The organism is Streptomyces sp. PA03-3a (assembly GCF_033792735.1).
Lineage (GTDB): Bacteria > Actinomycetota > Actinomycetes > Streptomycetales > Streptomycetaceae > Actinacidiphila.
This window is the reverse complement of the sequence record NZ_JARAVM010000015.1, coordinates 152,771-175,286: the sequence shown is the minus strand read 5'-3', so window position 1 is coordinate 175,286 and position 22,516 is coordinate 152,771. Positions and strand designations below refer to the sequence as shown.

General features: G+C 73.4%; 17 protein-coding genes. 10 read left to right on the top strand and 7 right to left on the bottom strand.

The features are described 5' to 3' along the window. Positions 1-47 precede the first annotated feature (47 nt). From PV342_RS20135 to PV342_RS20110, 6 genes are all read left to right on the top strand, one after another. A complete protein-coding gene (locus PV342_RS20135; RefSeq protein ID WP_329186346.1) occupies positions 48-818 on the top strand; it encodes a redox-sensing transcriptional repressor Rex in 771 nt (256 codons plus the stop codon). After that, positions 815-2,239 (top strand): glutamyl-tRNA reductase, encoded by a 1,425-nt coding sequence (locus PV342_RS20130; protein WP_500318152.1) that lies wholly within the window; start codon positions 815-817, stop codon positions 2,237-2,239. The genes PV342_RS20135 and PV342_RS20130 overlap by 4 nt, the downstream gene beginning before the upstream one ends. Next, positions 2,236-3,213, top strand: coding sequence for a hydroxymethylbilane synthase (hemC, locus tag PV342_RS20125; RefSeq protein WP_361005191.1), 978 nt, complete (start codon positions 2,236-2,238; stop codon positions 3,211-3,213). Before PV342_RS20130 ends, hemC begins: the two co-directional genes overlap by 4 nt. Before the next feature lie 122 nt (positions 3,214-3,335). After that, positions 3,336-4,937 (top strand): bifunctional uroporphyrinogen-III C-methyltransferase/uroporphyrinogen-III synthase, encoded by a 1,602-nt coding sequence (locus PV342_RS20120; protein ID WP_500318169.1) that lies wholly within the window; start codon positions 3,336-3,338, stop codon positions 4,935-4,937. 177 nt (positions 4,938-5,114) lie between these two features. Next, positions 5,115-6,116 (top strand): porphobilinogen synthase, encoded by a 1,002-nt coding sequence (hemB, locus tag PV342_RS20115; protein WP_078619852.1) that lies wholly within the window; start codon positions 5,115-5,117, stop codon positions 6,114-6,116. Between the two features lie 603 nt (positions 6,117-6,719). Then, a complete protein-coding gene (locus PV342_RS20110; protein WP_392611293.1) occupies positions 6,720-7,040 on the top strand; it encodes a hypothetical protein in 321 nt (106 codons plus the stop codon). Positions 7,041-7,349: 309 nt separating this feature from the next. Here PV342_RS20110 and PV342_RS20105 read toward each other — a convergent pair whose 3' ends face one another. Both PV342_RS20105 and argS read right to left on the bottom strand, forming a co-directional pair. After that, on the bottom strand, positions 7,350-8,156 hold the full coding sequence (locus tag PV342_RS20105; protein ID WP_500318149.1) for a DUF4253 domain-containing protein: 807 nt from the start codon (positions 8,154-8,156) through the stop codon (positions 7,350-7,352). 92 nt (positions 8,157-8,248) lie between these two features. Further along, on the bottom strand, positions 8,249-10,012 hold the full coding sequence (gene argS, locus PV342_RS20100) for an arginine--tRNA ligase (RefSeq protein WP_500318147.1): 1,764 nt from the start codon (positions 10,010-10,012) through the stop codon (positions 8,249-8,251). Between the two features lie 128 nt (positions 10,013-10,140). On the opposite strand from argS, the gene lysS reads away from it, so the two are divergent. After that, the gene (lysS, locus tag PV342_RS20095; protein ID WP_500318145.1) at positions 10,141-11,808 is read left to right on the top strand and encodes a lysine--tRNA ligase; all 1,668 of its coding nucleotides are present in this window, start codon (positions 10,141-10,143) and stop codon (positions 11,806-11,808) included. A 352-nt stretch (positions 11,809-12,160) separates the two neighbouring features. Continuing rightward, positions 12,161-14,776 carry an MXAN_6230/SCO0854 family RING domain-containing protein gene (locus PV342_RS20090; protein ID WP_500318143.1) on the top strand — a complete coding sequence of 872 codons (2,616 nt, stop codon included), beginning with the start codon at positions 12,161-12,163 and terminating at the stop codon, positions 14,774-14,776. Positions 14,777-14,894: 118 nt separating this feature from the next. On the opposite strand, the gene PV342_RS20085 is transcribed toward PV342_RS20090, so the two are convergent. The 3 genes from PV342_RS20085 to PV342_RS20075 all read right to left on the bottom strand — a co-directional run bounded on the left by PV342_RS20085 (position 14,895) and on the right by PV342_RS20075 (position 17,883). Continuing rightward, positions 14,895-16,211 carry a DUF2637 domain-containing protein gene (locus tag PV342_RS20085; protein WP_500318167.1) on the bottom strand — a complete coding sequence of 439 codons (1,317 nt, stop codon included), beginning with the start codon at positions 16,209-16,211 and terminating at the stop codon, positions 14,895-14,897. Between the two features lie 119 nt (positions 16,212-16,330). Continuing rightward, a complete protein-coding gene (locus PV342_RS20080; protein WP_018558738.1) occupies positions 16,331-17,032 on the bottom strand; it encodes a DUF3558 domain-containing protein in 702 nt (233 codons plus the stop codon). Between the two features lie 65 nt (positions 17,033-17,097). Further along, entirely contained in the window at positions 17,098-17,883 is a 786-nt protein-coding gene (locus tag PV342_RS20075) for a hypothetical protein (RefSeq protein WP_400804239.1), read from the bottom strand. A gap of 238 nt (positions 17,884-18,121) precedes the next feature. Here PV342_RS20075 and PV342_RS20070 point away from each other — a divergent pair, with 238 nt between their 5' ends. After that, positions 18,122-19,315: an RtcB family protein gene (locus PV342_RS20070; protein ID WP_361005217.1), complete on the top strand. Its 1,194-nt coding sequence runs from the start codon at positions 18,122-18,124 to the stop codon at positions 19,313-19,315. Between the two features lie 67 nt (positions 19,316-19,382). Here the strand turns inward: PV342_RS20070 and PV342_RS20065 are convergent, their stop codons facing one another. Beyond that, the gene (locus PV342_RS20065; RefSeq protein WP_026250943.1) at positions 19,383-20,138 is read right to left on the bottom strand and encodes an SDR family NAD(P)-dependent oxidoreductase; all 756 of its coding nucleotides are present in this window, start codon (positions 20,136-20,138) and stop codon (positions 19,383-19,385) included. 131 nt (positions 20,139-20,269) lie between these two features. Continuing rightward, complete coding sequence (locus PV342_RS20060) at positions 20,270-21,787, bottom strand: FAD-dependent oxidoreductase (RefSeq protein WP_500318141.1); 1,518 nt, start codon at positions 21,785-21,787, stop codon at positions 20,270-20,272. A 114-nt stretch (positions 21,788-21,901) separates the two neighbouring features. On the opposite strand from PV342_RS20060, the gene PV342_RS20055 reads away from it, so the two are divergent. Next, entirely contained in the window at positions 21,902-22,480 is a 579-nt protein-coding gene (locus tag PV342_RS20055; protein WP_386991216.1) for a TetR/AcrR family transcriptional regulator, read from the top strand. Positions 22,481-22,516 lie beyond the last annotated feature (36 nt).

The window sequence follows — 22,516 nt, the reverse complement described above, 5'->3', positions numbered from 1 at the left end:
CCGATGACGGGTGCCGCTCGCAGCCCAGCTCTACCCGCAGGAGCATCGTGGCAACTGGCCGAACTCACCGACCGGCGACCCGCAGCCGAGGGATTCCCGAGGCCACCGTCGCCAGGCTCCCGCTGTACCTGCGAGCCCTGACCGCGTTGTCCGAGCGATCGGTGCCCACCGTCTCCTCGGAGGAACTCGCGGCCGCCGCCGGTGTGAACTCCGCCAAGCTGCGCAAGGACTTCTCCTACCTCGGTTCCTACGGAACCCGCGGCGTCGGCTACGACGTCGAGTACCTCGTGTACCAGATCTCCCGTGAACTGGGCCTCACCCAGGACTGGCCCGTCGTCATCGTCGGGATGGGAAACCTCGGGGCCGCGCTCGCCGGGTACGGCGGCTTCGCCTCCCGCGGTTTCCGCATCGCCGCGCTCATCGACGCGGACGTCCAGCTCACCGGCCGGCTCATCGCCGGGCTGCCGGTGCGGCACGCGGACGAGCTGGAGGGCATCGTCGAGGACAACCAGGTGTCCATCGGCGTGATCACCACGCCGGCCGGGGCGGCACAGGAGGTCTGCGACCGTCTGGTGGGCGCCGGGGTCACCTCGATCCTCAACTTCGCGCCGACCGTGCTGACCGTCCCCGACGGGGTCGACGTCCGCAAGGTCGACCTCTCCATCGAGCTGCAGATCCTCGCCTTCCACGAGCAGCGGAAGGCCGGCGAGGAGCTGGAGAGCAGCCTCACGGCGCCTCCGGTGGCGGCCAAGGCGGTCCGCGACGGCGGCCGCCGTCCGGGACCTGACGGGGACGTCCCCGCCGTGATGCCGGCATGAGCCTCCTCGTCGTCGGACTGAGTCACCGCACCGCCCCCGTCAGCGTCCTGGAGCGCGCGGCGCTCGGTGAGGACACCAAGGGCAAGCTGCTGCTGGACGTCATGGCCGCCGAGCCGGCCAGCGAGGCCGCGGTGCTGTCCACCTGCAACCGCATCGAGCTGTACGCGGACGTCGACAAGTTCCACGCCGGTGTCGCCGAGCTGTCCACGCTGCTCGCCACGCACAGCGGCGTCAGCCTCGACGAGCTGACCCCGCACCTGTACGTGCACTACGAGGACCGGGCCGTCCACCACCTGTTCTCGGTCGCCTGCGGCCTGGACTCCATGGTCGTCGGCGAGGGCCAGATCCTCGGCCAGCTCAAGGACACCCTGGGCCTCGGCCAGGAGCTGCACACCGCGGGCCGGTCCCTGAACGACCTGTTCCAGCAGGCGCTGCGGGTCGGCAAGCGCGCGCACTCCGAGACCGGGATCGACCGGGCCGGGCAGTCGCTGGTCACCTTCGGCCTGGAGCAGATGGCCCAGGCCGTGGGCGGCGTGCCCTTCGAGGAGTGGGGCAAGGGCAAGCGCGCCCTCGTCGTCGGCGCGGGCTCGATGAGCTCGCTCGCCGCCGCCACCCTCGCCCGCGCGGGGGCGGGCGAGATCGTGGTCGTCAACCGCACGTTCGAGCGCGCCGAGCGGCTCGCCGAGAGTGTCGGCGGCCGCGCCGCGTCCATGGACGACCTGGTCGGCGAGCTGTCGTACGCCGACATCGTCGTGTCCTGCACCGGGGCGACCGGGCTGGTCCTCACCGCCGACACCGTCGCCCGCGCCACGCTCTCCCGGGCCCTGCGCTCCGGCGGCGAGCCCGTCGCGCCCATCGGGATGCTCGACCTCGCCCTGCCGCGCGACATCGACCCGCTGGTGCACTCCCTGGACGGCGCCCACGTCACCGACCTGGAGACGATCGCCGCGGCCGCGGCCGACGCCCCGATGGCGGCCGACGTCGACGAGGTGCGAAAGATCGTTTCGGCTGAGGTCGCCGCCTTCGGCGCCGCCCAGCGTGCCGCGCACATCACGCCGACCGTCGTCGCCCTGCGCGCCATGGCCGCCGACGTGGTCGCCTCCGAACTGGCGCGCCTGGACGGCCGCCTCCCCGATCTGGACGAACGGCAGCGCGCGGAGGTCACCCAGACCGTGCGCCGCGTCGTCGACAAGCTCCTGCACGCGCCTACTGTGCGGGTCAAGCAGCTCGCGGGAGAGCCCGGCGGCGCCGGGTACGCCGACGCGCTGCGCGAACTCTTCGACCTGGACCCCCAGGCGGTCGCCGCGGTCAGCAGGGCCGACTCACCGCGCGCAGCGGTGATCCCCTCCGCTGCCGCGGCCGTCACGCCGGTGGCGTCGGCTGCTTCAGCAACGAGTGACTCGAATCGAGGGCGGGCATGACGAGCCCAACCGCACTGAAACTGGGAACCCGGCGCAGCGCGCTGGCGATGGCGCAGTCCGGCATGGTGGCCGAGCAGGTCCGCCGGATCACCGGCCGTGACGTGGAGCTGGTGGAGATCACCACCTACGGCGACGTCTCGCGCGAGCACCTGGCGCAGATCGGCGGCACCGGCGTCTTCGTCTCCGCCCTGCGGGACGCGCTGCTGCGCGGTGAGATCGACTTCGCCGTCCACTCCCTCAAGGACCTTCCGACCGCCGACCCCGAGGGCCTGACCCTCGCCGCCGTCCCGCTCCGGGAGGATCCGCGCGACGCGCTGATCGCACGCGACGGCCTCACCTTCGAGGAGCTGGCCGCCTCCCCCCGGGGCGCCCGCATCGGCACCGGCTCGCCGCGCCGCATGGCGCAGCTGAACGCCTGGGCCCGCTCGATGGGGGCGCGCGTCGAGACCGTCCCGATCCGCGGCAACGTCGACACGCGCATCGGATACGTTGCCTCAGGCGACCTCGACGCCGTGGTGCTCGCCGCCGCCGGACTCAGCCGGCTGGGCCGCCTCGCGGAGGCCACCGAGCTGATCTCCCCCGACATCGTGCTGCCCGCTCCCGGACAGGGAGCGCTGGCCGTCGAGTGCCCTGCGGACGACGCAGGGCTCGTCTCCGTGCTCGCCGAGCTCGACGACCCGTTCACCCGGGCCGCCGTGACCGCCGAGCGCGCCCTGCTCGCCGCTCTCGAGGCCGGTTGCTCCGCGCCCGTGGGCGCGCTGGCCGAGCCTGCTTTCGAAGGCGTCGGCGAGCCCATCACCGAACTGCGCCTGCGCGGTGTCGTCGGGACCACCGACGGCTCCTCGCTGGTGCAGATGTCCATCACCGGTCCGACCCCCGCATCCCGGGACGAAGCCGTGGCCCTCGGCCACGAGCTCGCCGACGAGATGCTCGCCAAGGGCGCGGCCGGTCTTATGGGGGAGCGCGAACTTTGAGCCCCACCGCCGCCGCAGCGACCAACACGACCGCAGACACCACCGCGGCCGGGCCGGCAGGACCGGCAGGCAGGACGGGTACCGCGGGCACCGCGGGCCACACCGGGACCGCGGGCACGGGTGTGCCGGGTTCCGCCCTCGGGCACGTCACCTTCCTCGGTGCCGGGCCCGGTGATCCCGGGCTGCTGACCCTACGCGCCGTCGAGGCGCTCGCCCACGCCGACGTCCTGGTCGCCGACGGCCACGTGCTGGACGTCGTACGGGCCCATGCCCGGCCGGGCGTGGACACGGCGCAGCCGGGCGACGCCGAGGGGGAGTTGAGCCCTTCGGTCGCCGCGGCCAAGCTTTTCATGGCCTCCGCGCGCACCGGCAAGCGGGTGGTCCGTGCGATCGCCGGCGACCCCGGACTCGACTCCGCGGCCGCCGGCGAGATGCTCGCCTGCGCGCAGGCCGGCATCCCCTTCGAGGTCGTGCCGGGCGTGGCCGCGGCCGTGGGCGTGCCCGCGTACGCCGGCGTGCCGCTCAGCGGCGACGTGCGGTTCGTGGAGGCCGCGACCGCGTCGGGGCGGTGCTGGAGCGAGGCGGGCGCGAGCGACGCGACCCTGGTCGTCTCCACCACCCTGCAGACCGTCGCCGCCAACGCCGCCGAGCTGGTCTCCGGGGGCCGCAAGCCGGACACCCCGCTGACCGTCACGGTCGCCGGTACGACGACCCGGCAGCGCACCTGGACGGCCACGCTGTCCACGATCGCCGCCGAGCTGAAGGCGACGAAGGCGCTGCCCACGCCCGAGGGCCCCATCGCGGCGATAGCCGTGGTCGGCGAGCCGACCGCGCGGCGCGAGCTGCTCTCCTGGTTCGAGACCAAGCCGCTGTTCGGCTGGAAGGTGCTCGTCCCGCGCACCAAGGAGCAGGCCGCGTCCCTCTCCGACCAGCTGCGCTCCTACGGCGCCGTGCCGCACGAGGTGCCCACGATCGCGGTGGAGCCGCCCCGCACCCCGCAGCAGATGGAGCGCGCGGTCAAGGGCCTGGTCACCGGACGGTACGAGTGGATCGCCTTCACCTCGGTGAACGCGGTCAAGGCCGTCCGCGAGAAGTTCGAGGAGTACGGGCTCGACGCGCGTGCCTTCGCCGGGATCAAGGTCGCGGCGGTGGGCGAGCAGACGGCCGGGGCGCTGGTGGACTTCGGTGTGAAGCCGGACCTGATGCCCAGCGGCGAGCAGTCCGCCGCCGGCCTGCTGGAGGACTGGCCGCCCTACGACCCGGTCTTCGACCCGATCGACCGGGTCTTCCTGCCGCGCGCCGACATCGCCACGGAGACGCTCGTGGCGGGGCTGGTGGAGCTCGGCTGGGAGGTCGACGACGTCACCGCCTACCGGACCGTGCGGGCCTCCCCGCCTCCGGCGGAGACCCGTGAGGCGATCAAGGGCGGCGGGTTCGACGCCGTGCTGTTCACCTCGAGCAGCACGGTGCGCAACCTCGTCGGCATCGCGGGCAAGCCGCACAACGTGACCGTGATCGCCTGCATCGGCCCGGCCACCGCGAAGACCGCGGAGGAGCACGGGCTGCGGGTGGACGTGATGGCCCCGGAGCCGTCCGTCCACGCGCTCGCGCAGGCGCTGGCGGACTTCGGCGTCCGGCGGCGCGAGACGGCGATCGCCGCGGGCGACCCCGTCACGCGTCCCAGCGAGCGGCGTCCCGGCTCCCGGCGCAGGGCCCGCGTCTGACGGGCCCCCGGCCGCGTTCCGCGTGCCCCCGGCTCCCGCGCGGAGCCGGGGGCCGTCGCGTTCCCGGTCCGGCGACGGGCCGTGGCGGGCCGACAACGGGTCGGCATGAGCACGGCGCGTACGGGCGTACCGTGGAACGCGGAAACGGCCCGGGACGGAGAAAGGCGCGGCGCGGTGATGAGCGGAAACGGAAGCGGATACGGTCAGTTCCCCGGTACGAGGCCCCGCCGGCTGCGTACGACGCCCGCGATGCGCCGCCTCGTCGCGGAGACCCGGCTGCACCCCGCCGAGCTGATCCTCCCCGTCTTCGTCCGCGAGGGCATCGACGCGCCCGTGCCCATCTCCGCCATGCCCGGCGTCGTCCAGCACACCCGTGACACCCTCCGCAAGGCCGCCGTGGAGGCGGCCGAGGCGGGCGTGGGCGGGATCATGCTCTTCGGCGTGCCGCTGGACGAGAAGAAGGACGCCGTGGGGACGCCCGGCACGGATCCGGACGGGATCCTGCAGGTGGCGATCCGCGACGTCGTCAGCGAGGTCGGCGACGCCCTGGTGGTCATGTCCGACCTGTGCCTCGACGAGCACATCGAGCACGGCCACTGCGGCGTGCTGGACTCCGAGGGCCGGGTGGACAACGACGCGACCCTGGAGCGCTACGCGGAGATGGCCCGGGTCCAGGCGGACGCCGGCGTCCACGTCGTCGGCCCCAGCGGCATGATGGACGGTCAGGTCGGGGTCATCAGGGGCGCCCTGGACGCCGCGGGCCACCAGGACGTGTCGGTGCTGGCGTACACCGCGAAGTACGCGTCGGCGTTCTACGGGCCGTTCCGTGAGGCCATCGGGTCCTCGCTCAAGGGCGACCGCAAGACCTACCAGCAGGACCCGGCGAACCAGCGGGAGTCGCTGCGCGAGCTGGCGCTGGACCTCGCCGAGGGTGCCGACATGGTGATGGTGAAGCCCGCGGGGCCGTACCTCGACGTGGTGGCGAAGGTCGCCGAGTCCGTGGACGTGCCGGTGGCGGCGTACCAGATCAGCGGCGAGTTCGCGATGGTCGAGGCGGCCGCCGAGCGCGGCTGGATCGACCGCGACCGGGCGATCATGGAGACCCTGACCGGGATCCGCCGCGCGGGCGCCCAGTTGATCCTCACCTACTGGGCGACCGAGGTGGCCGCGCAGCTCTGAGCCTGCGGTCGCCCCCGCCACCCGGGTGCGGCCCGTGAGCCCTGCGCGGACACCCGTGGTGCCGCGTCCGGCGAACGCCCGTGCCGGGCACACGAGTCCGGTCCGGCGCCCTGACCGGCGGCGACAGCGCCGAGGCGCGGCGCGTCCGTATCCCGGCATGCCCGCCGCGGGACCGGCGGCGACGGTCCCGGGCCGCCCGGACCGGCCGGACCGTTTCCCGGCCCGGACGCCGGGCCGCGGAGGGGAGGCGGCGGGCGTAGGGCGTGACGCCCTGTCAGTGCGGCCAGGCCGTCCCCGCGAGCCGCTGACCGGGTGCGGTCGGCGGCAGATGAGTGATCATTCCCGGCCGGGTCTGCAGCCGGGGCGGTCACCTGCCGAAGCAGGGTGGGCGGCGCTCCTCCCACGGTGCCCGGACGCGGTACCCACAGATGATCGCGCGCAGGACGCGGATGTGGACGGCGCGGTTCCAGATTGCCCGGCATTTCATTACATCAAGTGGCGTTGGTGGCGATTCGGACTTAACTGCCTATCTCGGTGGGAAATTCACAGCAAGTCCACAGCAGGCGGAGGCACAAGGGCCTCCGCCGTGAAAGGAGAACCGCGATGCGGATTCCCCGATTCGCCGCCGCGCTGGGCGTCGCTGCCGCCGTCCTTCTGGGCGGCGCCGGCGCTGCCGGCGCCGCAACGCCGCCGACGGCGGCGGTGTCGCACACGACCCAGGCGACACACGACCGGGGCGGCGAGTACCGGCACGACGGTGACCGCGGCCGAGGCGGCGAGTTCCGCCGTGACCGGGGGCGTGACGGCCGTGAGTTCCGCCGTGGCGGGCGCGACGGCCGCTGGCACCACCGCCACCACCGGCACCACCCGCGCTGGCACCACCGCCACCACCGTCACGACCACCGCTGGCACTTCCACCGCTGAGCGGTGCTGACCGGGTCGTCTCGGGGGTGTCCTTCCACCGCGGGGAAGGACACCCGTGGCTCGGGCCCGGTCGACGGCGCCGCCTAGGCCGTGTCGGCAAATGCCCTCCCCCAACCTTCGGCCGGGGGTGCCCCCACTCAGCGACGCCTGGCACGGCGCCTCGCTGCGTTGTCGAATCGTCCGAGTAGCCCACTACGAGGACGATCCTCCGCCTTGCGATGCACCGCACCTGGGGGCCCCTCCCAGCGTCAGCTGGGGGAGCCGCTGAGCCCGCCCTTCGGGCGGCCGGCGCTCATGTGACGACAAGGCCTAGTCCCACCAGAAGGACCAGGCGTGCGCGTCCACCAGGGACTCGGCGTACGCGCGCAGTGAGCCGCTGCCCTGGGTGACGTTGTCGGGGCAGAAGGCGAAGTGCTCGGCGGCCAGGGCCTCGGCCTCGTCCACCGTGGCCGGCGGCGCGGCCACGGAGAGGACGAGCACGTCGAAGGCGACGGCCACGACGCGCACACCGAAGCGCTCCTCCCAGGAGCGCAGGACGGCACAGAGCCGGGCCACATCGTTCTCGTGATTGCACGGTCCCGTCCAGCCGATGGCCGCGGGGACGTCGGCGCTGCGCCGGGCGGGGACGAGGGCCGCTCGGGGGCCCTTGATCCACCCCTCCCCGACCACGGACGCGGCGACCTCGGCCGCCCTGACGTCCGGGTCGGCCTCGAACTCCCGCGCGGGGGCGAGGCCGGGCCACGTCCGGCCGAACGGGGCGGTCAGGTCCGCGTCGTCCTCGTCGGACTCCTCCTCGCCGCCCCAGAGGCCGGCGAGGACCTCGTCGGCGTCGTGGCCGCCCGGATAGGACATCGCCCCGGGGTCCAGGTCCCTGGTGGCCGGCAGCGCCTCGTCCATGGAGAGCAGCACCGGGTGCAGCCCCGCCGACATCCGCGCGGGGAGCAGCCCTTCCCAGGAGCCCGGCTCGGCCGGCGCTTCCGAGTGCCACAGCAGCGGTTCGTGCCAGTGGCCGTCGCTCGTGGTGTCGACGAGAGTGCCGGGCGGGAGGTTCAGGCCCAGGGACAGGCCGGCCGGGTCCTGCGCGAGCTTCGGGAGCTGGTTGGGGAGCATCGCCATGGCCGTGAATGTAGGGGTGCCCACCGACAACGGCGGCCCCGGCGGGAGTGATGACTCCTGTCGGGGCCGCCGTCGTACGGACGCGGGGCGCGTCAGAGGCGCTCGGGCGTGCGGATGCCGAGCAGCGCCATGCCCTGCCGCAGGGTGCGGGCGGTCAGGTCGCAGAGGAAGAGGCGGTTCTCCTTGACGTCAGGAGCCGGTTCGGGCTTCACGACCGGGCACTGGTCGTAGAAGGTGGTGAACGCCGAGGCCAGCGCGTACAGGTACGAGGCCAGCTTGTGCGGCTCGTAGGTCTCCGAGACGCCCGCCAGGGTCTCCGCGAACTCATCCAGCAGGAGGCCGAGCGCCCGCTCGGCCGGGGCGAGCGGCAGCTCGGGGTGGGCGACCGGCTCGGCGTCGCCCGCACGCCGCAGGATCGAGCGGATACGCGCGTACGCGTACTGCAGGTACACGCTCGTGTCGCCGTTGAGCGAGACCATCCGGTCCAGGTCGAAGACGTAGTCCCGGCCGAGCGAGGTGGAGAGGTCGGCGTACTTGATCGCGCCGATGCCGACCTCCTTGGCCCGGTCGGCGACCTCCTCCTCGGTCAGGGCGCCTTCTTTCCCTTCCTTGTTCTTCTCCTCGATCACCGCCGAGGCGCGCTCCACCGCCTCGTCCAGCAGGTCGACCAGCCGGAAGGTCTCGCCGGACCGGGTCTTGTACGGCTTGCCGTCCTTGCCGAGCAGCGTGCCGAACGGGATGTGGAGCGCCGTGACCTCGTCGGTCAGCCAGCCGGCCCGCCTGGCCGTCTCGAAGACCATCTTGAAGTGCAGGGCCTGCCGGGAGTCCACGACGTACAGGAGCGTGTCGGCATGCAGGTCCGCGGTGCGGTTGCGGATCGCGGACAGGTCGGTCGCGGCGTAGCCGAAGCCGCCGTCGGCCTTCTGCACGATGAGCGGGACGGGCTCGCCGTCCTTGCCCTTGACGTCGTCGAAGAAGACGCACAGCGCGCCGTTGGAGCGCACGGCGACGCCGGACTCCTCCAGCAGCTTGCAGGTCTCGACCAGCATGTCGTTGTAGCCCGACTCGCCCACGACGTCCTCGTCGCGGATCTCGATGTCGAGCTTGTCGTAGACGGAGTTGAAGTAGATCTTCGACTCGTCCACGAACCGCTGCCACATCGCCAGCGTCTCCGGGTCGCCGGCCTGCAGGTCGACGACGCGCTTGCGCGACCGGGTCTTGAACTCCTCGTCGGCGTCGAAGACCGTCCGGGAGGCCTTGTAGAGCCGGTTGAGGCGCGACATCGAGGCCTCGCCCGCCTCCTCGCCGGCCTCGGACGCCTCGTGGTCCAGCTCGTGCGGGTGCTCCACCAGGTACTGGATGAGCATGCCGAACTGGGTGCCCCAGTCGCCGATGTGATGGCGGCGGATCACCGTCTCGCCCTCGAACTCGAGGATCTTGACCAGCGCGTCGCCGATCACGGAGGACCGCAGGTGGCCGACGTGCATCTCCTTGGCCACGTTCGGCTGCGCGTAGTCGATCACCGTGGTGCCCGGCTCCGGCTTCACGGGCACGCCGAGCCGGTCGTCGGCGGCCCGGGCGGCGAGCGTCCGGGTGATCGCGGCGTCCGAGACGGTGATGTTGAGGAAACCCGGTCCCGAGACCTCGACGGCGGCGATCAGCTCGTCGCCGGCCGGGAGGGCCTCGACGACCTGGGCGGCCAGCTCGCGCGGGTTCTGCTTGCTCCGCTTGGCGAGGCCCAGCACGCCGTTGGCCTGGAAGTCGGCCCGGTCGCTACGTCGCAGCAGCGGGTCGGCACCGAGGGCGTCAGCGACGCGCTGCTGGATCGAGGCGGAAAGCGAGTTGACCGAGGCCATGGGATGGGTGCTTCCTGAGAGGGATCGGAGATCAACCCTCAGTATCCCACGCGCTACCACTCATTTTTCTCTGGGACAATTGCCGGGTACCGCGCTACCCGCTGCACAGGTGGAAGGAAGTCGAGACAGTGGCTCAGAGCACCGAGGCCGACTGGGTCGCCCGCTTCGCGGACGACGTCATCGCGGAAGCCGAGCGTCGGGCTCCGGGCAAGAAAATCATCGTCGCCTCGGGTATCAGCCCCTCCGGCCCGATCCACCTGGGCAACCTGCGCGAGATCATGGTCCCGCACCTGGTCGCCGACGAGATCAAGCGGCGCGGCGTGCCCTGCGAGCACATCCTGTCCTGGGACGACTTCGACCGCTACCGCAAGGTGCCGGCCGGTTACGACCCGGCGTACGCCGAGCACATCGGCAAGCCGCTGACCTCCGTGCCGGCGCCCGAGGGCAGCTCGTACGAGACCTGGTCGGACCACTTCAAGGCCCCGTTCCGCGAGGCGCTGGCGGCGCTCGGCGTCGAGGTCACCGAGATCAGCCAGACCGTCGAGTACACCTCCGGCGCCTATCGCGAGCAGGTCCTGCACGCGATGCGCGAGCGCCGGCGGATCGACGAGGTGCTCGGCCGCTACCGGACGAAGAAGAAGGGCGGCGGCGAGGAGCAGGACGACGAGGAGGCCACGCTCGCGCAGGCCCCCGAGTACTTCCCGTACAAGCCGTACTGCTCGGCCTGCGGCAAGGACACGACCACGGTCGTCGCCTACGACGACGACACCACCGATCTCACCTACGAGTGCCAGGACTGCGGCAACCGCGAGACCGTGCGGCTGAGCGAGTTCGACCGCGGCAAGCTGGTCTGGAAGGTCGACTGGCCGATGCGCTGGGCCTTCAAGGGCGTGGACTTCGAGCCCTCCGGCGTCGACCACCAGTCGCCCGGCTCCTCGTGGATGGTCGGCCAGCAGCTGGTGCGCGAGATCTTCGGCGCCGAGCCACCCATCGGCCCGATGTACGCCTTCGTCGGCATCAGCGGCATGGCCAAGATGTCCAGCTCCAAGGGCGGCGTGCCGATCGCGGCCGACGCGCTGCAGATCATGGAGCCGCAGCTGCTGCGCTGGCTGTATGCGCGCCGCCGGCCCAACCAGGCGTTCAACATCTCCTTCGGCGACGAGATCTCCCGCACCTACGACGAGTGGGACGCGCTGGAGCGCAAGGTCGCCGAGGGCACGGCCGCCCCGGTGGACCTCGCGGTGCACTCGCGGGCGGCGGGCACCGCGAGCGGTGAACTGCCCACCACACCGCGCAAGCTGCCGTACCGCACCCTCGCCTCGGTCGTGGACATCACGACCGGGGACGAGGAGCAGACGCTGCGCATCCTGCGCGACTTCGACCAGGAGCAGCCGCTGGCCTCCCTGGACGAGGCCCGGCCGCGGCTGGACTGCGCCGAGCGCTGGGTCAACACCCACGTCGAGCCGGAGGCCCGTACCCGGGTGCGCACCGAGCCGGACGCGGAGGCCCTGGCGGCTCTGTCCGGCGAGGAGCGGGAGGCGCTGAAGCTGCTGGTGGACGGGCTGCCCGAGCACTGGTCGCTGGACGGGCTGACCACCCTGGTCTACGGAGTGCCGAAGATCCAGGCGGGCTTCGCGCCCGACGCCAAGCCGACGCCGGAGATGAAGGTCGCCCAGCGCTCCTTCTTCGCCCTGCTCTACAAGCTGCTGGTCGGCCGGGACACCGGTCCGCGGCTGCCCACGCTGCTGCTGGCGGTCGGTCAGGACCGCGTGCGGGAGCTGCTGGCGGCGAGCTGAGCCGGACGCGCACAGGACGGCGGCGGGTGGCCCGGCCACCCGCCGCCGTCGCGCGTACCGGGGCGCGAATATTCGAACGCGGTGGGGGAGCGCCCGCGCTAGGGTCGTCGCACGCGGGGCGGCTCACGGTGTGCTTCCTTCTCTCACTGTCAATGAACAGCGCACCGGCTTCCCGCCCCGCGTACACGACCGGCGTCACCGGCCCGGACATGGGGACCGGGCACGGGACCACCGGTTCCCGGGGCGGCTCCCGGCGTGCTTCCTTTTCACAGTCATCGCTATCGCTGTGCCGCGAAGGTTGTCAGCGCGCCCACTTCCCGCCCCGGCACACCGACCAGGGGGAGACACAGGGATGTCCACGGCCACCACGCACGCCACCGCGACCGCGCCGCGCACGCTCGCGGCGGTGCTGCTCGCCCGCCGCGGTGCGGTCTACCTGCCCGCCGCGCCGCCGCAGCCGTCGCTCGCCACCGCGGCGGGCGTGGCACTGCTGGAGGCGGACCTGCTCGACCGCGGCCACCTGATCGCGCCCGCCCTGCGGGCCGCGCTCACCGAACGGAGCGAGGCCGCGCTGACCGCTGCCGGGCGTGCCCTGCTGGCCGAGGCCGACCAGGCGCTGGGCGCCGACCGGCCCCATGTGCCGCTGTTCCGCGACTTCCCCGCGAGCACCCCGCGGGACACCTTCGCCTTCTACGTCGACCGAGTGCTGACCCTGCTCTTCCAGCATCCGGAGCAGCCGTGCGTGCTGTGCGGCACGCAGGGCACCGTCCACGCCGTCTCGCCCTGCGCGCACCTGGTGTGCCGCTCCTGCTTCGACGGCGCGGATTTCTCGGCGTGCCCGGTCTGCCACCGCCGGATCGACGCGGACGACCCCTTCCTGCGGCCCCGCCGGCCCCGGCGCTTCGGCGCGCCGCGGCGCGCCCTGCCCGAGCGGCTGCGCGTGCTGCAGTACGGCGGCGACCTCGCGGCGCGGGACGCCGACGCGGAGCGCGAGATCGGCGGGCTCCTCGCCCGTACCGGCGCGCTGAGCCCGCAGGACGCCGACGACCTCGTGGCGCTGCTGGGGACCCGTGAGCGGGACGAGCTGGCCTGGCTGCCGGAGCAGATCCCCGGCCGGGAGACCAAGGCCCGGGTCCTGGCCTGGCTGCTGGCCGATCCCGCCGCGTACGCCACCGCCGTCCCGGCCGCCGCCGCGCGCATCGACACCGCGACCGACGTACTGCGGCTGCTCGCCGTCCGGTCGGGCGGTGACCCCGGCCTCGTCGACCTGCCGCGCTTCGGCGCGGTGCCGCGGCCGCTGCGGCGCGCCCTGCTCGGGGTGCTCGACGGCCTGGCGCCGGACCTGGCCGCGCAGGACATGCGCCGCCACCGGCACGCGTGGCTGCGCGTCGCCGAGCGTCTGCACCCCTTCGAGCACGCGGGCCGCTTCCCGCGGGCCGCGCTCGCCGTGGCGGCGCTCCGCGACACCCGCCTCGCGGACGGCGACGCGCTGACCGCGACCCTGCGGGCGGCGGCCGACGCCGCGCCGCGGATCGACGCCACCGGGACGACGGTACGGGTGCGCGGCTGGGCGGGCCGGGTCGAGGCCGCGCTGGACGCCATGGACGTACCGGCGGCGGTCGCGCTGCTGGCGCAGCGGCCGGGCGACTTCGTACGCCGGCTCGACCACCTGCTGCGGCTCTCCGGTGCCGCGGACGCGGACGTCGTGCTGTCGGCGCTGGAGACGGCGGTACCCAGGGTGTCGCCCGCGGTGCTGCTGTCCGCGCTCGGCGCGATCCGCAGCCGTCCGAACGCGGCCCGCACCAGGGTGTTCTTCCCGAAGGGCGGCAGCGCCAAGACGCATCTGGCGGACGACGACCGGCTGCCGGTCGACGCGGGTGCGCTCGGAAGGGCCGTGGCCGTGCTCCACGCCGAGGTGCTGCGGCGGGCGGCGGAGCGGGACGCGGTCGAGGTCGCCGTCGTGGACGCGGAACTGGACGGCCTGATCGCGCCGTTCACCGAGCGCACCGCCTCGCGGGCCCTGGTGACCCTGCCGCGCGGCAGCGAACTGCGTGTGCCGGAAGGCCGGACGATCCGGCTGTTCCTGCACTGGACGGAGAGCGAGCGGTCCGGGCGGACCGACCTGGACCTGTCCACGGCCATGTTCGACGCCGACTGGCGGCGGGTGGGCCACTGCGACTACACCGCCCTGCGGTTCGGCGGCGGCGCCGCGGTGCACTCGGGCGACCTGACCAGCGCCCCCGCCCCGGACGGTGCCGACGAGTTCGTCGACCTGGATCTGAACGCCCTGGCGGACGCCGGGGTGCGCCACCTCGTCGCGCTGGTCTTCTCGTTCAACGACGTGCCGTTCGAGGAACTGGACGAGGCGTTCGCCGGGCTGATGCTGCGCGACGAACCGGGCGACGCGGGGCCGGTGTTCGACGCCCGCGCCGTCGAGCAGCGCTACGACCTGACCGGGCGGGCCCGCACGAGCGTGCCGCTGGTGATCGACGTGGCGGGCCGCACGATGCGGTGGCTCGACGTGGCCAAGGGCGTCACCGGCACCCGCCACTCCGTGGCGCGGCACGGCGACGGCCTCGCCGCGCTCGCCGAGGGTCTGACCGGGATGTTCGCCTCAAGGGCCCGGGTGGGGCTGGGTGAACTGGCCGTCTGGCAGGCCGCGGCCCGCGCCGCGACCGTCCTGCTGCGGCACGCGGACGGCTCCACCACCGCCTACCGGCGGCGGGAGGACGAGTCCGCGGCGGAGTTCGCGGCCCGGATCGGTTCGCCGTACGCCGACCCCGCCGACGGCGTGGAGCCGGACGCGGCGCGGCTGGCGTACCTGCTGCGCGGCGACGTCGCCGTGGCCGAGGGCTGCGAGGTGTTCTCGCTGCACCCTGCAGCCCTCGACGCGGCGCGGGTGCGGCTGCTGTCGGCGTCCGACGTGGTCGCCTCGCTGGCCGCTGCCGCCGCTCCGGCCACCGGCTGAGAGGCTACGACGCGGTCTCCGTGGCCGTGGGACGGCGAACGCCCCGCCGACCCGTCGCGTGCTCGGACACCCGCCGAAGCCGGACACCGGGGGCCGGACACGCCGTACTCCGGCGGCCCTACGCGATGTGGTCTTCCATCATCTGGCTGTTGAGACGGGCCGTGAACTGTTCCATGTACTGGGTCAGATCGCGAGGCGGGAGGCGCAGTCCGTACGCGGCCTCGAGGTTCGCGGCGAAGGCGCGGGGCGTGGGCATTCCCTCGCCCTCTATCGACTGCCGGAACACCCGGTAAAGGTCCTCGTCCGGCGGCACCGCGTCCGGAACGCCCTCGCCGAGGGGACGCGTGCCGCCGGCGCCGTTGGGGACATGTACGGGCGGCTCTGGCTCCGGTGCCTGCTCCCGGACCGGCGCGGGAGCAGGCGCGGGAGCAGGCGCGGGCTCGGGTTCGGGCGCGCGGGGGTGCGGCACGGGGGCCTGCGGCGGCCTTCCCTGGGAGAAGGCCTGTTGCTGCGGCGGCGTATACGTGGACGGCCCGTTGTCCGGGGTGTAGCCGCCCTGGTAGCGCACGGGCTCGGGAGTGGCAAACCACTTGCTCGGCCCTTCCGCCACGGCGGTCGCCTCCGGCGCCTGGGCGGGCGGCATCGACTGGCCGACCCTGGAATCCTGATCCGGCGCCGCGACGGCGGGAGCTGCCGCCTGCGCGAGCCGCGGCCGCGGGTCGTTTCCTGTCGCCGTGATGCCGGCCGGGGCGGGGGCCGGGAGGTCGATGCCCGCGGCGGCCAGGCCGATGGCCGCGGTCTGCTCCATCGGCACCCCGTACCGGGCGAGCTTCAGCGGCATCAGGGACTCGACCGGGGCCTTGCGGCGCCAGGCCCGGCCGTAGCGGGCGCGCAGCCGGGCGCGGTAGACGAGACGTTCCTGCTCGACCCGGATGACCTCGTCGTAGCTGCGCAGCTCCCACAGCTTCATGCGCCGCCAGAGGCGGAAGGTCGCGAAGGGGGCCAGCAGCCAGCGGGCGAGCCGGACCGACTCCATGTGCTTGTCGGCGGTGATGTCGGCGACCCGGCCGATCGCGTGCCGGGCCGCCTCCACCGAGACGACGAAGAGGATCGGGATGATGCCGTGCATCCCGACGCCGAGCGGGTCCGGCCAGGCCGCCGCGCCGTTGAAGGCGATCGTGGCGGCCGTCAGCAGCCACGCCGTCTGGCGCAGCAGCGGGAACGGGATGCGCAGCCAGGTCAGCAGCAGGTCGAGTGCGAGCAGCACCACGATCCCGGCGTCGATGCCTATCGGGAAGACGTTGGCGAACCAGCCGAAGTCCTTGCGCAGCGCCAGCTCGCGCACGGCCGCGTACGAGCCCGCGAAGCCGATCGCGGCGATGACCACCGCGCCCGTGACGACCACACCGATCAGGATCCGGTGCGTCCGGTTCATGCGTATCGCGGACACCCGCGACCCTCCCAGGCTCGGAAACTGGCCTGCCCAGCCTGCCACACGGGGCAACGGGCAGGTTGCCCAAACGTGGTGAATCGGTACAGCGGATCCCGCAGTTGTTACGCGTTCGCCGCCGCGACCGCGGTGGCCGCCTCCTTGGCCGCCTTGAGCGCGCCGGCCTTCAGGCCGGAGCCGGCCGGGGTCTTCGCGTCCTCCAGGCCCGCGCCGTTGTAGGTGAGCACCAGCACGGCGTTCCCGGTGCGGGCGACGACCGTGACGTCCCGGTACTCCTCCTTGTCCTTCTTCGCCGTCGAGGTGACCGCGGTGCCCGCGTCCCACACGCCGTCCACCGCGACCGGAGTGCTCTTGGCGCCCTTGACCCGGCCGGCCTCGGCGACCTGCTCGGCGTAGCGCTCCTTCGCCTGCTCCTCGGCCGAGCCGAGGCCCGCGACCGTGTCGTAGCGCTGGAGGGAGACGTCCAGCCAGCGGTACTGGTAGCCGTCCAGGCCGTTCCAGGAGCAGCCGCCGCGCTCGTCGCGCTCGGCGGAGTGCGCGGGGGTGCCCGCGGGCTTCTTCGCCTTGGGAACCAGGGACTTGACGGTCTTGGCGCCGATGACCCGGCACGGGTCGGGGAGTTCGGAGTACCTGGCGGCGACGGCGCTTGGCGACGGTGACGCGGACTTCGACGCGGGGGCCGAGGCTGCGGCCTTGTGCGCGTCGTCCTTCGACGAGTCCGAGCCGGAGGAGCAGCCGGCGACGAGCATCACCGGCACGGCCGCGCCCACGAGCAGGCGGGCGAGGTGCGGGGCTGATCGGTGCATGGATCCTTCGCTCATTTCGTTGCGTGTCATGTCATGGCACAAACGGCCAGACTACGCGCTTCGTCTCATTCGTCGAGTTGATCTGCCAGCTCGGCCGCGACCTGGCGGGCGCCCAGCTGCAGCTCTTCGCTGGGCGGTTCGACCGATTTGTCCGTTGACCACTGGGAGAGTTCGACGGTGACCAGGACGTTCGCCATGCGGAAGACCACGGCGATGTCGCGGTGGAGTCCGGAGTCCTGGGTCTTGAGGGCGTCGTCGAGGAAGGCCCCGTCGCCGAGGTCGTCGAGGGTGCGCGGAGAGGTGTCGCCGGTGGCCGTGACGGACGGCGAGGGGGCGCCCGAGGCCGTGGGGTTCCCGCTCTCCGCGCCGGGCGGGCCCGCGGTCGCCGACGCGGAGGCGGCGGCGTCGGCCGGCGCCGTGGCGGCCGGGATGTGGGCCTCCGCGGCCCGGCTGTCGTAGTCCGCCGTGGCCTGGCTCTCGTCGCTGACGGATGTGTCGTACGACACGACGCGCTCGAGGTCGATGTGGAGGTAGCGGTTGCCGAGCTCGGTGCGGCCGGTCCATCTGCAGCCCGCCTTGCGGTCCGTGTCGAACGTCACGGTCGCCTCGCCCGCGTAGTCGTCCGCTTCCGGGACGAACTTCTCGAGCGTGCCGGGGGCCAGCGCACCGCACGGCTCGGGCAGTACCCGGTAGCGGCCGGGCGGGGCGGCCGGGGTGGACTGCCTGCCGTCCGCGGTGTCCCCGTTGCGTGCGCCGTCCCCCGTGCCGCCCGAGCCTGTGCACCCCGCCAGCGCGGCGGCGGCGAGCGCGGTCGTGCACACCGCGGCCACCAGGCCCCGGACCCGGTGCACGCGGTCTCCCGTTGGCTGCACTTGAGGTGGCCCCTTCCTCCGGCGATCGGTCCGGCGCCCGCGTAAATCCCTTGGCGGGGGTGGGCGACGGGTAGACACAATGTCTACCGCACGCGCTGCGGCCGTCGCCGGATCATGGGGCTGTATGGCTGGCTTCGCCCTTTATTTCGCTTTCCGTTGAGACGTGTTGTTTGTGTTGCCTTGATGGAAATCACCGTCCGACCCAGGGGGGATCGAGATGTCGTACACAGAAGTGCCCGGAGTGCGGGTGCCCATCCGCATGTGGACCGACCCGGCCGCGGTCGAGGGCGGGGCCATGCAGCAGCTGCGCAACGTCTCCTCGCTGCCGTGGATCAAGGGTCTCGCCGTCATGCCCGACGTCCACTACGGCAAGGGCGCCACGGTGGGCTCGGTGATCGCGATGCACGGCGCGGTCTGCCCGGCCGCGGTCGGCGTGGACATCGGCTGCGGCATGAGCGCCGTGCGGACCTCGCTGACGGCCGAGGACCTGCCCGGCGACCTCTCCCGGCTCCGCTCCAAGATCGAGCAGGCCGTCCCGGTCGGCCGCGGCATGCACGACGAGGCCGTCGACCCCGCCCGGCTGTACGGCCTGTCCGCCGCCGGCTGGGACCGCTTCTGGGACGGCTTCGACGACCTGGCGGAGCCCGTCCGGTTCCGCCGGGAGCGCGCGACGAAGCAGATGGGCAGCCTCGGTTCCGGCAACCACTTCATCGAGGTCTGCCTCGACGAGGAGGGCGCGGTCTGGCTGATGCTGCACTCCGGCTCGCGCAACATCGGCAAGGAGCTCGCCGAGTACCACATCGGCGAGGCCCAGAAGCTGTCCCACAACCAGGGCCTGGTCGACCGCGACCTGGCCGTCTTCATCGCGGACACCCCGCAGATGGCGGCCTACCGGCGCGACCTGTTCTGGGCGCAGGACTACGCGAAGCGCAACCGCGCGATCATGATGGCCCTGTTCCAGGAGGTGCTGCGGCGCGAGTTCCGCAAGGCCAGGGTCACCTTCGACGAGGTCATCTCCTGCCACCACAACTACGTGGCGGAGGAGCGCTACGACGGGATGGACCTGCTCGTCACCCGCAAGGGCGCGATCAGGGCCGGCAGCGGCGACCACGGCATCATCCCGGGCTCCATGGGCACGGGTTCGTACATCGTCCGCGGCCTCGGCAACACCGACTCCTTCAATTCCGCCTCGCACGGCGCGGGCCGCAAGATGAGCCGCACCGCGGCGAAGAAGCGGTTCTCCACGCGGGACCTGGAGGAGCAGACCAAGGGCGTCGAGTGCCGCAAGGACTCGGGTGTGGTGGACGAGATCCCGGGCGCGTACAAGCCGATCGAGAAGGTGATCGAGCAGCAGCGGGACCTCGTGCAGGTCGTCGCGAAGCTCAAGCAGGTCGTCTGCGTGAAGGGTTGAGCCCGGCCGGGCGGGCGGGTCCGGGGCCGCGAAGGGCCCCGTAGCCGCCCGTCGTCCCGCCGGGCGGCTACGGCTCCCGGTGCACCCGGTGCTGGGCGGCCTGGGCGCGGGGGCGGACGACCAGCAGGTCGACGTTGACGTGGGGCGGGCGGGTGACCGCCCAGGTGACCGTGTCGGCGACGTCCTCGGAGGTGAGGGGCTCGGCCACGCCCGCGTAGACGGCGGCGGCCTTCTCCTCGTCGCCGTGGAAGCGGGTGAGGGCGAAGCCCTCGGACTTCACCATGCCGGGGGCGATCTCGACCACGCGGACCGGCTCGCCGAGCAGTTCCAGGCGGAGCGTGCCGGCGAGGGCGTGGGCGCCGTGCTTGGCCGCCACGTACCCGCCGCCGCCCTCGTACGGGGTGAAGGCGGCCGTGGAGGAGAGCACGACCACGGTGCCGTCGCCGGAGGCGATCAGCGCGGGCAGGAAGGCCTGGACGGTGTTGAGCACGCCGAGGACGTTGACCTCGTACATCGTGCGCCACTCCGCGGGGTCGGCGGTGGCGACCGGGTCCGCGCCGAGCGCGCCGCCGGCGTTGGCGAACAGGACGTCCACCCGGTCCAGCGAGGCGGCGAGCGCGTCGACGGCGCTGCGGTCGGTGACGTCGACGGCGACGGCCGCCGCCGAGTGGCCCGCGGCGGTGATCTCCTCGGCGAGCGCTTCCAGGCGGTCGGCACGGCGGGCGGTGAGCACGACGTGGTAGCCGGCTTCGGCCAGCCTGCGGGCGGTGGCGGCACCGATGCCGCTGCTCGCGCCGGTCACGACTGCGGTACGGGGGCTCATGGTCGTGCTGCCTTTCGCCGTTCGGGAGGTCGGGAAGGGCGAGTGCCCGCCCACATTCGCAGCATAGGCGCGGTGGTGCCGGGCGCTCGCAGGGCGGTCCGCCGGTGGCCCCGGAGCCCCGCCGGTGTTGCTCAGCCTCCCGTGCCGGCCCATGCGGCGAGGGCCGCGGCGCGGTCCCCGGCGGCGGCGCGCTCGGCGGCCCAGGCGACATAGCCGTCGGGGCGGACGAGCAGCGTGGTGCGGCCGCGGTCCGTACGGGTGACGTGGACGGCGCGCGGGTCGGCGGGAGCGGGGGTGTCCGCGGGGCCGTCCGCGAGTCTCTCGGGGGTCACGAGGACGAAGCGGCCCGCGCGCAGGGCCTCGTACAGCCGGCCCTCGCGCAGGGGCAGATCGGGCGCGCGCCGGCCGGTCAGGGGATGGGCGCCGCGCGGGGCGGGGTAGGCGACGCCGATGCCGGTGACCGTGCCCAGGGCCCTTCGGCGCAGTGGCGGGAGGTGCCCGACGGCCAGGGAGAGGAGGTCGCGGAGGGCCCGCTGGAAGGCGTTGTGGGCCATGGCGAGCCGGATGATGCCGCCGCTGCTGCGCAGCACCATGGCGCCCACCGGGTGCCGTTCGGTCTGATAGGTGTCGAGCAGCGTGTCGGACGCGCCGCCGCGGACCACGGCGGCGAGCTTCCACCCGAGGTTGGCGGCGTCCTGCAGGCCGGTGTTCATCCCCTGCCCGCCGGCGGGGGAGTGGACGTGCGCCGCGTCCCCGGCGAGCAGCACGCGGCCGGCGCGGTAGACGGGCACCTGGCGTTCGTCGCTGTGGAAGCGGGAGAGCCAGCGGGTCTCGCCCATGCCGTGGTCGGTGCCCAGGGCGCGGCGCGTGATGTCGCGGACCTCGTCGAGGCCGACCGGGTCGCCGTCGGGCCGCTCGCCCGCGCGGTCCCAGCACATCACGCGGTACCAGCCGTCGCCGAAGGGCGCGACGAAGGCGAAGGCGTCTCCGGTGCCGTTGACGGTCAGCAGCCCGGGGGGCGGCTCGGCGAGCCTGACGTCGGCGAGCACGATCGACCGGATCACGGACCGCCCGGGGAAGGGCAGGCCCAGCGCGGTCCGGACGGCGCTGCGGTGTCCGTCGGCGCCGACCGCGTACGCGGCGCGGCGGGCGGTGACGGTGCCGTCGGCGGCACGGACGTCGAGCCGGACGCCCTCGTCGTCCTGGTGCACGGCCAGCACCTCGGTGCCGTGCTCGAAGCGCACGCCGGCGGCGCGAGCGCGGCGTTCCAGCAGTCGCTCCACCTCGTACTGGGGAGTGATCAGCAGGTAGGGGAAGCGGGAGGGCAGCTCCGTCAGGTCCAGTGAGAGCCGGCGGAAGAGCCGCAGGCCGTTCAGCCGGTGGCCGGTGGCGGCCAGTTCGTCGGCGAGGTCGCGGGCGTCGAGGAGTTCGAGGGTGCGGGCGTGGACGCCGAAGGCCCGGCTCAGGTTGGCGTGTCCCGGGGCGCGGCGCTCCAGGACGGTGACGGGGACGCCGGCCGCGGCGAGGTCCCCGGCGAGCAGCAGGCCGGTGGGGCCCGCCCCCACGACCAGGACCCCGGCCGGGTGGTCCGCGGTGCCGGGGCGACGGGCGGCGTCGATGCGGTTCTCGGTGCCGTTCTCGGTGGTCATGGCGGCCTCCTGGGGCCAACGTATGTGGGCCAACAGTTGTTGGCCAACGCTTGTTGGCAAACATAGACCGGCCCCTCTGGTGACGTCAACAGCTGTTGGCCTACAGTTGTGGGCATGACTGCGACGTCCCCCGCCCCCCGCCGGTCCGACGCCACCCGCGCGGCGATCCTCACCGCGGCCCGCGACCGCTTCGCCGCCGACGGCTACGAGCGCGCGACCATCCGCGCGATCGCCAGGGACGCCGGCATCGACCCCTCGATGGTCATGCGCTACTACGGCAACAAGGAGGGGCTCTTCGCCGCCGCCTCCGAGTTCGACCTGCGCATGCCGGACGTGGCGGCGGTCGCGACCGAGGACGTCGGGGCCGTTCTCGTCACGCACTTCCTGGAGCGCTGGGAGGAGGACGAGACGCTGACCGCGCTGCTGCGCGTCGGCGTCACCAACCCGGCCGGCGCCGAGCGGATGCGGTCCATCCTGCAGCGGCAGCTCGCACCGGTCGCCGCGGCCGTGTGCCCGGATCCGGAGCCCGCACGGGCCGCGGAACGCGCCGTGCTCGTGGCCTCGCAGATCCTCGGCATGGCCGTCAGCCGGTACGTGCTCCGCTTCCCGCCGGCCGTGGAGATGCCGCGCGAGGAGGTCGTGGCCTGGCTGGCGCCCACCGTCCAGCGGTACCTGACAGCCGTGGCTCCCTGAGCCGGCGGGCGGTCGCCGTCCGCGCGGGGCGGACCC

Coding starts and splice junctions, on each gene's coding strand:
- PV342_RS20105 (WP_500318149.1), bottom strand. CDS start 8,156: ATGGCGATGCTCCCCAACCAGCTCCCGAAGCTCGCGCAGGACCCGGCC.
- hemC (WP_361005191.1), top strand. CDS start 2,236: ATGACGAGCCCAACCGCACTGAAACTGGGAACCCGGCGCAGCGCGCTG.
- PV342_RS20055 (WP_386991216.1), top strand. CDS start 21,902: ATGACTGCGACGTCCCCCGCCCCCCGCCGGTCCGACGCCACCCGCGCG.
- PV342_RS20130 (WP_500318152.1), top strand. CDS start 815: ATGAGCCTCCTCGTCGTCGGACTGAGTCACCGCACCGCCCCCGTCAGC.
- PV342_RS20085 (WP_500318167.1), bottom strand. CDS start 16,211: ATGAACCGGACGCACCGGATCCTGATCGGTGTGGTCGTCACGGGCGCG.
- hemB (WP_078619852.1), top strand. CDS start 5,115: ATGAGCGGAAACGGAAGCGGATACGGTCAGTTCCCCGGTACGAGGCCC.
- PV342_RS20065 (WP_026250943.1), bottom strand. CDS start 20,138: ATGAGCCCCCGTACCGCAGTCGTGACCGGCGCGAGCAGCGGCATCGGT.
- argS (WP_500318147.1), bottom strand. CDS start 10,012: ATGGCCTCGGTCAACTCGCTTTCCGCCTCGATCCAGCAGCGCGTCGCT.
- PV342_RS20070 (WP_361005217.1), top strand. CDS start 18,122: ATGTCGTACACAGAAGTGCCCGGAGTGCGGGTGCCCATCCGCATGTGG.
- PV342_RS20110 (WP_392611293.1), top strand. CDS start 6,720: ATGCGGATTCCCCGATTCGCCGCCGCGCTGGGCGTCGCTGCCGCCGTC.
- PV342_RS20080 (WP_018558738.1), bottom strand. CDS start 17,032: ATGCACCGATCAGCCCCGCACCTCGCCCGCCTGCTCGTGGGCGCGGCC.
- PV342_RS20090 (WP_500318143.1), top strand. CDS start 12,161: ATGTCCACGGCCACCACGCACGCCACCGCGACCGCGCCGCGCACGCTC.
- PV342_RS20060 (WP_500318141.1), bottom strand. CDS start 21,787: ATGACCACCGAGAACGGCACCGAGAACCGCATCGACGCCGCCCGTCGC.